This window comes from Marinococcus halotolerans DSM 16375, from assembly GCF_000420725.1.
GTDB lineage: Bacteria > Bacillota > Bacilli > Bacillales > Marinococcaceae > Marinococcus > Marinococcus halotolerans.
This window is the reverse complement of record NZ_ATVM01000002.1, coordinates 92,826-107,018: the sequence shown is the minus strand read 5'-3', so window position 1 is coordinate 107,018 and position 14,193 is coordinate 92,826. Positions and strand designations below refer to the sequence as shown.

At 49.5% G+C, this 14,193-nt stretch carries 13 protein-coding genes; 3 read left to right on the top strand and 10 right to left on the bottom strand.

Features of this window, described 5'->3' with window-relative positions; genetic code table 11:
* Position 1: 1 nt before the first annotated feature.
* From G548_RS0101975 to G548_RS17070, 8 genes are all read right to left on the bottom strand, one after another.
* Positions 2-1,168: a mandelate racemase/muconate lactonizing enzyme family protein gene (locus G548_RS0101975; RefSeq protein WP_022792474.1), complete on the bottom strand. Its 1,167-nt coding sequence runs from the start codon at positions 1,166-1,168 to the stop codon at positions 2-4.
* A 12-nt stretch (positions 1,169-1,180) separates the two neighbouring features.
* Positions 1,181-2,887, bottom strand: coding sequence for an SLC13 family permease (locus tag G548_RS0101970; RefSeq protein ID WP_022792473.1), 1,707 nt, complete (start codon positions 2,885-2,887; stop codon positions 1,181-1,183).
* Between the two features lie 136 nt (positions 2,888-3,023).
* A complete protein-coding gene (locus tag G548_RS0101965) occupies positions 3,024-3,734 on the bottom strand; it encodes a response regulator (protein ID WP_022792472.1) in 711 nt (236 codons plus the stop codon).
* A gap of 1 nt (position 3,735) precedes the next feature.
* Complete coding sequence (gene dcuS / locus G548_RS0101960) at positions 3,736-5,334, bottom strand: DcuS/MalK family sensor histidine kinase (RefSeq protein ID WP_425411512.1); 1,599 nt, start codon at positions 5,332-5,334, stop codon at positions 3,736-3,738.
* A 101-nt stretch (positions 5,335-5,435) separates the two neighbouring features.
* The gene (nei, locus tag G548_RS0101955; RefSeq protein ID WP_022792470.1) at positions 5,436-6,257 is read right to left on the bottom strand and encodes an endonuclease VIII; all 822 of its coding nucleotides are present in this window, start codon (positions 6,255-6,257) and stop codon (positions 5,436-5,438) included.
* Between the two features lie 15 nt (positions 6,258-6,272).
* Positions 6,273-7,547: a PrsW family glutamic-type intramembrane protease gene (locus G548_RS17075; protein WP_022792469.1), complete on the bottom strand. Its 1,275-nt coding sequence runs from the start codon at positions 7,545-7,547 to the stop codon at positions 6,273-6,275.
* Positions 7,548-7,682: 135 nt separating this feature from the next.
* Positions 7,683-8,279 (bottom strand): transglutaminase-like domain-containing protein, encoded by a 597-nt coding sequence (locus G548_RS0101945; RefSeq protein ID WP_022792468.1) that lies wholly within the window; start codon positions 8,277-8,279, stop codon positions 7,683-7,685.
* An 88-nt stretch (positions 8,280-8,367) separates the two neighbouring features.
* The gene (locus G548_RS17070) at positions 8,368-9,762 is read right to left on the bottom strand and encodes an NCS1 family transporter (RefSeq protein ID WP_022792467.1); all 1,395 of its coding nucleotides are present in this window, start codon (positions 9,760-9,762) and stop codon (positions 8,368-8,370) included.
* Positions 9,763-10,096: 334 nt separating this feature from the next.
* Here G548_RS17070 and G548_RS0101935 point away from each other — a divergent pair, with 334 nt between their 5' ends.
* Entirely contained in the window at positions 10,097-10,672 is a 576-nt protein-coding gene (locus G548_RS0101935) for a UbiX family flavin prenyltransferase (protein WP_022792466.1), read from the top strand.
* 63 nt (positions 10,673-10,735) lie between these two features.
* Here the strand turns inward: G548_RS0101935 and G548_RS0101930 are convergent, their stop codons facing one another.
* On the bottom strand, positions 10,736-11,530 hold the full coding sequence (locus G548_RS0101930; RefSeq protein ID WP_022792465.1) for a PhzF family phenazine biosynthesis protein: 795 nt from the start codon (positions 11,528-11,530) through the stop codon (positions 10,736-10,738).
* Positions 11,531-11,724: 194 nt separating this feature from the next.
* On the opposite strand from G548_RS0101930, the gene G548_RS0101925 reads away from it, so the two are divergent.
* The gene (locus tag G548_RS0101925; protein ID WP_022792464.1) at positions 11,725-13,218 is read left to right on the top strand and encodes a UDP-N-acetylmuramoyl-L-alanyl-D-glutamate--2,6-diaminopimelate ligase; all 1,494 of its coding nucleotides are present in this window, start codon (positions 11,725-11,727) and stop codon (positions 13,216-13,218) included.
* A 142-nt stretch (positions 13,219-13,360) separates the two neighbouring features.
* Entirely contained in the window at positions 13,361-13,651 is a 291-nt protein-coding gene (locus G548_RS0101920) for a DUF3892 domain-containing protein (protein WP_022792463.1), read from the top strand.
* Positions 13,652-13,698: 47 nt separating this feature from the next.
* Here the strand turns inward: G548_RS0101920 and G548_RS0101915 are convergent, their stop codons facing one another.
* Positions 13,699-14,127 (bottom strand): hypothetical protein, encoded by a 429-nt coding sequence (locus tag G548_RS0101915; RefSeq protein WP_022792462.1) that lies wholly within the window; start codon positions 14,125-14,127, stop codon positions 13,699-13,701.
* Positions 14,128-14,193 lie beyond the last annotated feature (66 nt).

Here is a 14,193-nt window from a genome sequence, read left to right as displayed (position 1 = left end):
TTTACTGCAGCACCGAGCGCAGCAGCGTATAAAGATTGTTTTTCGCTTCAAAGCCGATGCCGGGAACCTCCGGCAGCTGCACATAGCCATTTTCCACCGGATAGTCATCGGCAAATCCGCCGAATGGCTCAAAGACGCCGGGATAGGATTCATTGCCGCCAAGACCGAGTCCGGCTGCAATATTGAGAGACATCTGGTGACCGCCGTGCGGAATGCATCTCCTTGTTGACCAGCCGTTTGCTTCCAGCATATCAAGCGTGCGCATATATTCCACCAGACCGTAGCTGAGGGCACAGTCAAACTGCAGGTAGTCCCGGTCCGGCCGCATGCCGCCGTAGCTGATTAAATTCCGTGCATCCTGCATGGAAAACAGATTTTCGCCAGTGGCCATCGGATGGGAATAGTAGCGACTCAATGTATTTTGCAGAGCGTAATCAAGCGGGTCGCCCGCCTCCTCGTACCAAAACAACCCATAAGGTTCGAGCGCTTTCGCATAGGCAATCGCTTCATCCAGGTCGAAGCGGCCGTTTGCATCCACCGCAAGCTTACCCGGATCCCCGGTCACCTCAATGACTGCTTCGATGCGCTGAATGTCCTCCTCAATCGATGATCCCCCTATTTTCATCTTCACCACCGAATAGCCGGACTCCAAATACGTACGCATCTCCTGCTGAAGTGCATCGACTCCTTTTCCGGGCTGGTAATAGCCCCCGGCGGCATATACAAAAACATTGCTGTCTGCACTTCCCTCGCTATACCTTTCGGCAAGCAGCTGATACAGCGGCTTTTCCTCAATTTTTGCCACCGCATCCCATATCGCCATATCGATGACCCCGACAGCCACAGAGCGTTCCCCGTGGCCGCCGGGCTTTTCACCGGTCATCAATATGCTCCAAATTTTAAAGGGATCCAGATTGCTGCCGTCGTCGCTCATCATTTCCTGCTCAGATGCTTCAAGCAGACGCGGAATAAACCGCTCGCGCAAAAGCCCACTCGGTGCATACCGGCCGTTGGAGTTAAACCCGTAGCCTACAACCGGTTTGCCGTTTTTTATGACATCGGTTTTGACCGCGACGACAGAGACATTCATTTTACTGAAATCAATAAACGCGTTACGGATATCCGATTTGATCGGCACCGCCTGCTCTTCTACCTGTACAATTTTCATCACGAATCCCCCTTAGTTATTACGGAACGAGTCGGGTACGGTAGTCAAATCGATGCCCCATAGCGTTGGCAGAACCAGGTAGACTAATGCCGTAATTAGTATTATCGCAAATATATTCAGGAAGAAACCATTTTTCACCATGTCGATGATCCGTATTTTCCCGCTCCCGAAAATAATGGCGTTTGGCGGTGTACCAACCGGCAGCATAAACGCACAGTTTGCAGCCATGGCACACGGCACCATCAGTGCGAACGGGTGAACCTGAATCGCAAGTGCCAAAGAGGCCACCAGTGGAATAATCATGGTGCCTGTCGCTGTGTTGGACGTAATTTCCGTTAAGAACAATACGAGCGCAGCAGACACAAGAATCACAAGAATGATATTTACGCCTTCAAGTATAGTTAAGCTGTTACCGATCCATTCGGCAAGGTCGGTGTTACTAAAGCCGGCAGCAATCGCGAGACCGCCCCCGAACAACAGCAGAATGCCCCACGGAATTTCCCGGGAGTCTTTCCAGACCAGGACCCGAGGATCCTCCTGCTTTTTCGTGGCAGGCACTAAAAACAACAGCACGGTGGCGATCATGGCAATACCGCCATCACTGAGACCGGTTACTCCGACTATTTCCTGCCAGAAGAAGGAACGGGTGATCCACATCACAGCGGCAAATACGAATACGGACATAACAATTTTTTCTTCGTATTTCATCGCACCCAGCTTTGTTCTCTCGGCCTGAATCATGTCCCGGCCGCCCGGAATAGTCGAAAAGCCGATATTATAGACAAAACGGGTCAGATAGAACCAGACGATCAATAAGAAAACGGCTACGATCGGCGCACCGAACATAATCCACTGAGCAAAGGAAATCTGCTGCCCAAACAGCTCCTCCGACTGTGCAGCCAGAATGCTGAGCGGCGGCGTTCCGATCAGTGTACCGAGTCCGCCGACCGTTCCGGCGTAACCAACACCGAAAATAAGCGCTTTTTCGAATTTTTTTACTTCTTTTTCGGAATCCTTTTCTTCCTTGAGGGCTTCCGATACCTGATACGTAATCGCAAGCGCAATCGGAAGCATCATCATCGTTGATGCTGTATTGGATACCCACATGGATAAAAAGCCTGTGGCAACCATAAAGCCGAGAATAATCCGGTTGGTGCTTGTACCAATCACCGCGATGATAAACAGCGCAATTCTCTTATGTAGGTTCCATTTTTCCATTGCATAGGCAATAAAGAAACCACCTAAGAACAAGAAGATAATATCGTTACCGTAGGAAGAAACGACAGTGTCGCCGTCCAGTGCCCCGGTAATCGGCAGAAGGACAATCGGCAAAAGTGAGGTCGCCGGAATTGGGATCGCTTCTGTTATCCACCAGGTGGCAATCCAAAGCGTGGTGGCAAGTACTGCTTTTCCTTCATAGCTGAGTCCCGAAGGATCCAAAAATAACATGGTAATGAGAAATAATAATGGCCCTAAAATAAGTCCTACGAGCTGAGGACGTTTGTAGGCGGGGTCCTGCCCTCCACTGTCTCCTCCGTCGTTTCCTCCTCCATCATTTCCGCCGCGACTGGTCTTGCGGCCTGCAGTAGAAGGGTCCTGGATCTCTTCTTCCTTGTGACGTGTTGGTGACCGGTCCGTCTGAAAAACATTCAGCAGTTTCTTTGTCTGCCGGTGGGAATTCCATAATGATTTCCAGCCGGAAGTAACCGTATTCTTCATCCTTCTCACCTCTTACTTTTCAGATTATTGAAAGCGCTTGCTGACTAATATAATAAAGTTTTGATTCTTTGTATACATTTTGTAAGTAAGCACATACTTTTGTAAACAAAATAACCAAAACTGCCAGCTGTTTTCCTTACTTTTCCATCCAGTCTTTAAGTATTTCCACCTGTTCCGGAGGCATCGTGTACTGCTGCAGCGGCCTGCCGCTTCCCGCATAATTCATCGTTATTTTAAGCACCCCTTCTCCTTCTAAAAAAGCGAGGTACTTTCGCACGGACACTCTCGATATCCCCGTGCTTTCTGCGAGCCCCTGCGTCGTAAAGGTACTGCCCGCATGCTGCAGTATCTCTTCGCCGACAATCCGGAAGGTTTCTGTCGTCAGGCCTTTAGGCAGCTCGTGCTCCTCCTGGTTGCCTTTGTTGGCTAAAAACAGCTGATCCACATCCTCCTGTCCCCATTCCTTTTTCGTTCCGGACGCCTTCTGCCATTCCTTGACATTAATTAACGCTTCCCGGAAACGTTCAAAATGAAACGGTTTAATCAGGTAATCCGTACAGCCGAGCCGTTTGGCCCGCTGCAGCGAAGAGGTATCGTTAGCCGACGTGATTGCAATCACGTCCACCGGAATCTGTTCTTTTCGCAGCTCCTCGAGAAGATCGAGGCCGTTTTCTTTATTTAAATACACGTCCAAAAGCACGATATCAATCGCTTCTGCTTGAAGCATCTCTTTTGCCTTCGTCAGGTTTTCCGCATGCCCCGCTACGTCAAACCCGGGAACACGTTCGACATACATACGGTTAAATTTAGCTACCATTGGGTCATCTTCGACCATTAATACTCTCATTTCAGTTCTCCTTCTCCATTGGTATCTGCACGTCAAAGGCCGTCCCTTCCCCCGGCTGGGAATCGATAAACACTTCTGCTTCGAGCGTTTCGAGCGATCGCTTCGTATTGTACATGCCAAAGCCACGGCCCTCGCCCTTCGTCGAATACCCCCGTGCAAACAGTTCTGTCTGGGTCTTCTCGTCCATTCCCTGCCCGTTATCTTCGATTTGAAAACCGAGATAGCTGTTCTCTTCGTAAATATGCATAAATAAATGAGGAGACGGCGTATGCTTCATCGCGTCACGGGCATTATCGATCAGATTGCCGATAATCGTGATCATATGGTCGGTCCATTCAGGATCGGCCATTGCCGGCCACATTCCGTTCCCGGAAAGCTCCACTTCGATCCCGTTTTCCTGCAGGTTGGATATTTTATTCATTAAATAGCCGGCAAGCACCGGGTCTTTTACATACGCGGTCACCCATCCGACCTCCTGGCGGTAGTTGCTTGAAATGCTCATCACATAGTCATCGAGCTCTTCATACGACTCCGTCTGGATCATGGCCGAAATGACGTGAAGCTTGTTCATAAACTCATGGGACTGGGCCCGGAGCGTTTCTGCGTAGGTCCTGGCTCCGGACAGCTGCTCGACGAGCCGTGTCAGCTCGTCTTTGTTGCGAAAAGTTGCCACAGCTCCGAGCAGGGTCGTATTTGAAACAACCGGCATGCAGCTTACGATAATTTCCACGTCGTTCAGCTGCTGGACCTGGTCGAGCTCCTGCTCTTGTGTCTCCAGCACTCTTTTCAGGAGAGAATCGGCAAAGAAATAAGATATATCCTTGCCCATCGGGTCTTCTTCGGCACCGGCTTCCGCAAACAGCTCCCTGGCCGCGTCGTTGGCCAGAATCACTGTGCCGCTGCTGTTGACAGCAAGCACCCCTTCCCGCACGGAGGACATAATTGCCTCACGCTGTTCAAGCACCTGCGATATTTCAATCGGCTCGAGTCCGTGCATCGTTTTTTTGATCCGGCGGGCGAGCCAGAAGGCACCGACCACGCCGGCAGCCAGCCCGATACCGCTGCCAAGAACAAGCGTCTGCTGATCTGCCCAGATGTCTTCCTGAATGCTGTCAGTCAGAATGCCCACTGAGGTAACACCGATCTGCTCTCCGCCATTCATCACCGGTACAAACGCCCGCATGGAAACACCCAGCGTCCCTTCAGCCGTGGATACGTATGTGCGGCCGTTTAACGCCTTCGCCTCATCACCGCCCGCGAACTGCTCACCGATCCGGTCCTCACGGGGATGCGTATAGCGCACGCTGTTCATATCCATAACAACCACATATTCCATGTTCGTTGCTTCCTGCACTTCTTTTGTATATTCCTGTAGGCTGCCTCCCTGTTCGCCGGCCTGCAGCGCTTGTGCTGCTTCCGGTGAACGGCTGACAGCCTCGGCAATATTCAGTGCTTTTTCCGCCTGCTGATCCCGGACATCGTCAGCCGTATCCACGGCGACAATGATACCGGTAATGCAAAGCGCAATAAGCATCACTGTAGAAATTAACAAGGTAATCCATGTTACAAGCTTTAACGGTTTAGTTTGCTTTTCCCCCACCATATCCCCCATCACTGCTGCAAATACTTATGTTTAATAACATATTTATTATGCAGGGAGCTGTCCTTTTTTTCAAACGAAGGTGACGGCGGCTCTGGCTTTTATCCTGACTGGCAGGTCGGGCAGTAGTAGCAGCGCCTTGAACCAGCAGTGAAGCGTATAATTTCCGTCCCGTCCACCCGGCATGGCTGCCCGCCGCGATTAAACACCCAGTGCCGGTATTCGCTGTACGTTTTTCCTTCTGCCTTCGCCCGCTCAACCACTGTCTCATCGGTCGTTACTCCTTTATATTTATAGGAACGATTCATTAATAAAAGGAGTGCTTCCGCCACCTGGTGGACCTGCCCGTCACTTAAATCAGCCGGCCGCTTCTCCGGATATATGCCGGCGGCAAACAGTATTTCACTGCGAAGGTAATTACCGATACCGCCGATAAAGTGCTGGTCAAGCAAAAGGGAGGTCAGTCGCCGGTTCCGAAACCTCCTATCCAAAGCGCGTTCCACAATCATCTCCGTTGTTACTTTCTCGCTGAGCGGATCCGGCCCGACCTTTGAGACAAACGGGTGGTCCCCGATTTCTTCTGTCGGCATAATTTCCACATCCGAGGCGCTGTACAACAGGGCAGACTGCTTTTCATTGTGCAGGGCCAGACGAAGCTTGCGGTTTGTTTTCGGGTACGTGTAGCTGTTTTTAACATACCATCTTCCGTACAGCTGATTGTGGGAATAAATGGTATAGCCGCTGCTCAAGTGAATGAGCATCGCTTTCCCTTTTGTTGCCACCTCGTTGACCTCTGATCCTGAAAGCAGATTTTCGTAAGCCTTTAATCGTTCAAATGCTGTGTACATCTCGATGACCGGCCCTTTTTGCAGGGCTTTTTCCACCTTATCGGCTTCCCGCCGTATCTCTGGTCCTTCCGGCATGTCGCTGTTCGCTCCTTATTCTTTTTTATCTTTCCGGCCCATTCGTGACATCGTCTGTCCCCGGGACATCGTATCGGCTTCGAGTCCGTCTTCTCCGGGCTGTTCCGGCTTCTTTCCATTTGTGTGCAGGGCTGCTATCTGACGAAGACCTGCCTGGATCATCGTCAAAATCAAATACCAGGCCACTGCGATCAAAATCAGTTGCACAAAACGGCTGTCAGGAACCAACGCAATCGGCATATCCCATACTGCATGAAGCAGCACCGGAATAATAAAGATTTTCAAAAACTGCCGGTCCCTCAAATGCTTTATCTGGAGCGGTTCATCCCGCTTTACGAGCAGTAAAGCAGCACCGATGATGGCGCCCCATACCACGTGCCCGCCAATCGACAGCCAGCCGCGTTCGAAAATAACATCGATCATTACGCCGGTTCCGTACTGCAGCCCGAAATTAAGCGCATAGCCGGCGGATTCAAAGGCAGCGAAGCCTGCCCCCACAACAGCACCGATCAAGAGCCCGTTCAGAATATATTTTACCTGCGTTTTCTTTATTAAGTATGCGATAATAATCAGCTTTCCCACTTCTTCAACAACGCCGATAACGATAGCACTGAAGAACCCGATTTCACCGATGGGGATAAAGGAATACAAAATCAGCGTGACAAAAATCGACGCCACCCCGCCGACGAAAAACATCTGAAGCACACGCAGCATACTGATATTTCTCGGAGCGTTCAGTTCGTAAAAAAATACAACGAGCGCAAAAGGGGCAGCAAATGAACCGATGGCGATCATGCCTGGGATAGTCAGCACGTTGCCGAAAAACAGCGTGCATCCATACAAAATCAAATATGTTATCACAAGCACCAGAAGCACGCGCGAAAACAGCCACGGCTTGGGCCACGAAAGTGGGATTTCCTGCTCGTTTGGCGTGGTAAGAGACGTGCCGGAAATAAACACCAGCTCTGCTTCCTCTCTCGTATGCCGCTTGAACACGTCAGAAAACAAATTTTTCAAATGAAAATCTGCCGACCCTTCTTCCCCGACATATTGATTAATCCGGGTCGAAGCACGGATAAAGGCACTTCTCGCCTGGTCGCCCGGATGCTCTTCTTCTATAAGCGTTTCGGCGAGGATCGTGCGGCTGAGCGAAAGCCAGCGACCCCCGGTGGCTTCCGACCATACCAGCGTTTTAGCGCCAATTTGCTTTTCATCGATTAACGCCCGCATCTGCGCACTCGACAGCGGGCCATGCTCTTCCTCGTTCTGTCTGTAGTACCAGTAATCCATAGACTCCCCCTCCTGCTTCTGCTTCTTTAACTACTTTTATTTTACCCGAATGCCACAAATCATAAGCCCTATACACGCCGAACGGAACCCCCGGCACAAAAAACCAGCCTGTGTCTCTACAGGACTGGCTTCTCTTTAATTCATTTTAACAGACAACGACTCGGGAAGCGCATACCGATACATATACACCGGGTCCTCGTGACGATCCAGAACATCCAGAAGCTCTGTCGGGGGGTCCGCGTATATCCCCGGGTAGTCCCGCTCATCCTTTGCTTTCTCCACGCTAAAGGCCAGCTGCTCTTTATCGGTAAAAAATTGAGCATCAATGCCTGGTTTATTGCCTCTTGCGTCCAGCCGCACCCATCTGTCTTCCTCGTTAAGATAGACGGCATTTAACGCATGGATACAGTAGCCGTCTGCCGGTTCCACAAAGAGCGTTAACCGCTGGTAGCAGAAGCCGCAGGGTATCCCTTCCGCGCGGAGAAGTGCCGCCAGCAGGTGCGACTTGGACCAGCAGATCCCCTCACGGTGTTTCAACGCCTCCGAGGCTCTCCGGGTAACCGTTTCTCCCTGAATGTCCCACGAATGGCTGACTTCATCACGCACAAATAGGTAGGCAGCTTCTATTTTTTCTTTCTCGTTCATTTCTGGACAAAACAATTCCGCCGCTTTCTGCTGAATGCTCTGTGTATCATAATTAACATCATAGGTTGCCTGTAAATATTTTTTCATGTGCTCACCACCTCTCATTGTATAATTATACTTACACAAGCATTTAAATACAAAAAGAACAGGCCGTCGCCTGTTCTTTTTCCTCGTATTACGAATCCTTTATCCACTGTGGAACTGGTTTTTCGTCCCCGATCTCTTCTTCGCTGAAGCTCTGGTTCATTCCTTCCTGAACGTACGGTTCGTGCCCAGCGATCCAGTATTTCATTAATACAGTATAAAGTAAAAGCGCCGGCACTCCGCCGATAAACCAGGAGCCATCGATATTAATAAAGGAGATGCCAGTACCAACAGCGATGGAAATGATGGCAGCCGGGTTCCATCCTTTAAAAGCCTGAAACAGCTTGTTCTTTTCGTACAGCGCTGCCACGTTGTAGTTGCGTTTATGCACGAAAAAGAAGTCTGCAATCATCACGCCGAACACCGGTCCTAAAAAGGCGGAGACAATTGCAATAAAGGTGGTGAAATAAGCAGCGTTCATCAGCCACCACGGGCATGTGAACGTGGCGAGTATGCCGATGATAATACATGACTTCGCCCACGAAATTTTGAACAGATCCATCGCCACGAGCGCCGGGGGCATAATATTGGCCATTAAGTTCGTGGTCACCTGGGCAATAGCGATAAAAACCAATACAATGATGCTTGCGACAGTGGAAGGAATATACTCGGAAATTACATCAATCGGATTCCAGATGCCAACCGCGGCCGCCCCGAGCATCCCGATAAAGGGAAGCAGAATGCTTGGCGGCACCATGCCGACAAGATGGGCATTAATATAGGTGGACGTCTTTGTCTTTTTCGGCAGGTATCTTGTGTAGTCCGAGACGTTGATTAAAAGAGCGGCAAACTGTCCCACCAGAACGGTCATTGCCAGCCAGAGCGGAATGCCCCAGGAGCCGTCCACATTTGCGGCTGCCTGCACTTCAAATCCAAACGTTGTTAAGAACAGGAAAATTAAGTAGATGATACCGCCCATTATAATTACAGAGCCGACAATTTCGACCCATTTGATGGATTCAATGCCTTTAGCCGAAAGGAAAATCTGCAGCGCCTGAAAGCCGAAAAACCACACCCATACGTTTTCAAAGCCTATAAAGCCCGAGGCAATCTGATTCAACGCCTGCGCCCCGAGCCACGTCTGGATCCCGAACCAGAACAAAGCCGGTATACTGCGCAAAAGGGCGGGGATTCTTGAGCCGATCGGGCCAAAGGACGAACGAAGCTGGACCACCATCGGAATCCCGTGCTTCCACCCTACATATCCATTTAATGAAAACAACAGAGCAGCCATAATATTGGCAAGAAGCAGTGCCGCGCCTGCCTGGTAAAGGTTCAGGTCGCCAAACGGCGGAATCAGACTCGAACCGAGCATGAATGTACCGATCATGATGGTATCACCCCACCACATCGCCACGTAAGCTTTCGGGCCGAGGATTCTTTCTTTTTCATTAGTAATTGGCCTCAGATCCTGCCGTGCCTGCATAATAGTTCCCTCCTAAATAAAAAACGAACAATTCATGACTTCTTTATTTATTCATTCGTTTAATGATTAATTTTATTTTATCGGAGATACATGCACCGGATCATTGTTTATCATCACACAAATTTATTATTTTCTCTGTGCATCATTACTAAAAATAGGTGATTTATTCCATATGAAACGTATATTTTCTGACATTAATGGTTTAAAGGAAGCAATCGAAAGACGCTGCAGCTCCTGACCCGAATACCTTCTTCATGCGTATCCACTTTAACTCATGATACAATCAAACGAGCGAACAGGGTCTTCCGACGGCCTGTATGAAGGAGGTTCTTTTTTGAAATTAATTATTGGTATAACCGGCGCAACGGGCGCCATTTTTGGCATTCGTCTGCTCGAAATATTAAAATCTACCGACATCGAAACCCATCTGATTTTATCCTCCTGGGCAAAGGCTACTATTCCGCTTGAAACTTCGTACACCACCTCCCAGGTGGAGGCACTGGCTGACGTTTCGTATTCCTCGAAGGATCAGGCCGCCCGCATATCCAGCGGCTCCTTTCGTACCGAAGGCATGATTATCGCTCCGTGCAGCATGAAAACGACCGCCTCCATCCGTCACGGCTTTGCGGATAACCTTATTGCCCGCGCTGCGGACGTCGTTTTAAAAGAGCGCAAGCACCTGCTGTTGATGACGCGGGAAACGCCTCTTAACACCATCCACCTGGAAAACATGCTCGCCCTTTCCAGGCTCGGTGTAACCATTGCTCCTCCGATGCCTGCCTTTTACAATCAGCCGGCGGATATCAATGAACTTGTCGACCATATTGCCTACCGCACGCTCGACCAGTTTGGCATTCATATGGAGGAAGCTGAACGATGGGAAGGCATATCATCTTCGAAGCCCAAATAAAAGCGGACGCCCGGTCAACAGGCGTCCGCTTTTATTTCTGGATTCGGTTCTCTTTAGACACTATCAGGCCAGCCACTCGCCCTTCATAACAGTTACTGCACGTCCTCCGATGTGACAGCGGCTTCGGTGCATTTCCACCTCCACAATCCCTTCTCGTTTACTCGCCTGTTTGGCCGTGAAGCGCTGCTTTGCCATCCGTTTTGCCCAATACGGGCCGAGGGCACAGTGCGCCGAGCCCGTCACCGGATCCTCATCCACTCCAATGGCTGGAAAGAAGCAGCGTGACACAAAGTCGATTCCTTCCTCTTCCGATAAAGACGTAACTATGCATCCGCGTGTTGTATGCTCTGCTAATGCTTCCATATCCGGTACGATATTTCGAAGCGCCTCCTCGGAATCGACCTCTACAACAACGTCCATCCGGTTCTGCTCCACGGCAGGCGTCTCCACTCCAAGCGCCTCTAGAAGTTCTTCATTTAAAGGCGCAGGCTCCGGCGGCTCCGATGGAAAATCAAGCCAAATAGATCCTTCTTTTAGAAAAGCAGCCAAAGGCCCGCCCGCGCTTTGAAACGTAATCCTCTGCGTTTCGGCCACTTCCTTCTCTTCCCACAGCACGTGCGCGGAGGCAAGTGTCGCATGACCGCATAAATCCACTTCAGCGGACGGGGTAAACCAGCGTATGCCGTATTCGCCATCTCCCTTTTTAACCAAAAACGCAGTCTCTGAAAGGTTCATTTCTGCAGCTGTCTGCTGCATCCAGGCCTCAGACTTCTGCTCCGTTTCTTCAAGCAGGCATACGCCTGCCGGATTACCGTAAAAAACCTCGTTCGTAAAAGCATCGATCGTATATATTCTCATGTTTTTTCTCCTTATCACTATCATTCTGCCTGCATTGTAGCACGTATGCCCTTTCTTTAGGAGTTTATACACTTTTTAAAAAACATGTATTTAGGAAACAAGGATTAATTATCCATTTGATAGGGAATGGGGTATCACACATACTTCCTGCCCCGGTAGTTGTGACTACAAGCAGAAAGGAGAGAAAAAAATAGATGAAATGGAACTGGGAAAAAAATACTTCTCTGCCTTTTCAGGATGTTTTCGGCCCAGCTGAATCGACAATCACTCATGTCACTTATGATTCCCGGAAAATCCAGGAAAACGGCTGCTTTGTCTCGATACCGGGCAAAAATATCGATGGCCATACGTTTATTCCGGATGCTGTCCATAACGGCGCATCCACCATCGTAGGAAGCGACCGCGATACACTCACTCACTATGCTGCTTCATTTCCAGCCGTCACATTCGTTCTCGTGGAGGACAGCAAAACAGCGATGGCTGACTATGCGGCGCATCTGCACCACCACATTCACAAAAAAATGAACCTTTTCGGCGTAACAGGTACTAATGGAAAAACTACCGTTACGGCTTATATACGGTCAATGCTGAACAATTTAGGAGAGCCTGCGGGCATTATAGGAACAGCTGGAGTATGGTCCCAAAATAATAAGCATCCGTTTAAGCCCACCACCCCCACTACGCCGGAAGCGGCAGACCTGCATGATATTTTTGCCTCATTTTATGAAGAAGGCACACGCACAGTAGCAATGGAGGCGACTTCTATTGCTATCGATTTAAAACGGCTGCACGGTCTCGAATTCGAGGTGGGCGTTCACACTAATCTCGTATCTGAGCATATGGAGTTTCACGGAACGATGGAAAACTATAAACGGGCAAAATTAAAATTATTTCAGCAGTCGCGCCAGGCAGTAGTGAATCTTGATGATGACGGCATGGCCCAGGACATTTTAAACATGTTCGGCGGCCCGGTCTGGACATACGGCATCCGCCGCTCCGCAGATATTATGGCGAGCAACATCCGTACGGATGCAGGCGGCTCGAGCTTTCTGCTCACTGTACAGGGACGCTCCTACTTAGCCAGAGCTCCGGTATTTGGTGAATATAATATCTCCAACACTCTGGCAGCGGTGGGTTCGTGTCTTGCTGTCGGCTACACGGTATCCGAAATTCTGTGCTCTCTTCCAGGTATTCAGGGGGCCGAAGGGCGTTTTCAGATTGTCTCCGATTATCCGGGAAAGCAGATTATCCTCGATTACGCGCATACGCCTGACGCCCTGGAGCTTGTCGTGGAGACAGTTAAAAGCCTGCCGCATAAAAGGCTTATCCTCATGATTACCGGAATCGGTCTCCGGGATCCGGCCAAACGCCCGAAAATGGCTGCAGCGGTGGACGGGAAAGCAGATCATATCATTGTTTCTGTCGATCACCCCGGCCCGTATAACCGCCAGCGGATCGTCGATGATGTTGCTTCCGGTTTTCATAACCCCGAAGCAGAGAATATATATAAAAGAAAACACCGGGAGGACGGTATTCATAAGGCTCTCTCGCTTGCGGAGAACGATGACCTTATCGTGATTACCGGCCTTGGGTTCGGCGGATATCAGGTGATCAACGATCAGCATGTGCCTTACGATGAACTTGAAGTAATTGATTCATATTTTCAGGAAAACCGGCAGCTATCATAAATATTTTTTAAGGACCAGGAGAGCTTCTAGCTCTCCTGGTCTTTTTTCATTAGTAAACAAAGCTCTGAGACAGAAACCCCGGATTAAAAATTTATATTTCGGGAAACACGCATAGTATACGAATAAGTAAAGGAGGCTTTTCATGGATTATCAAATTACTGCCGTTCATATAGGCGGCAGCCGGGAAAAGGAAGAGCACATTACGCATATACAGCTGGTGGACGGTACCGAGGAAACAATTGAAAAAGCGATCGCAAGTATTGATGAAGGCAAGGATTACTATTACCGTGTAGACGGCGGGGATAAAGTCCGCGTGGACACGGTTCACCCGGAAGATCCAAACACCCCTGCCTATCTTCGGACCCATCCGGATCAGTCAACGACAGACAATTTGTTAAAGCTGCCGACGTTTGAACCGACGTACACTCCGTAACCGCATTAAAGCAGCGTCCTCCTTTGGGAGAACGCTGCTTTTTACATTTAAAACTCCTGTTCAAACGGATACAGTCCCTCTGCTTCAGCTTCAGCGGCATAGTTGTTTAAAATTTCTTCAAGTATATCCTCGGTATCTTTCCCTGAAGCATCAACGCCAAGCACTTTGGCGGCATGCATAATTTCTTTTATTCGCACGTCCGCCATCATCTGCGACACCTCTTCGGTAACGTCCACCCCGTAAGCGGCTGCTTTTTTCTTCCATTCCGCCAGAAGCACTTCATCAATTAAGGCCTGTTCATCTTTATCTTGAGTGACGATACCGTAACGCTCTGCCTTTTTCATTAAATCATTTTCCCGGATATCCGTCCCCATCCGCTCTATGCCCGAAGCGCTTTTTTGCGCGGATACATTGGCCGGCAGGACCACACTCGACAGTATACAGGCGGTAATGATGGCATACATCCATTTTTTCATCAGTTCGACCTCTTTTTTATACATAGAGTGAATTCTCACTTCATCTTATAAGTGAAACATGTCAGG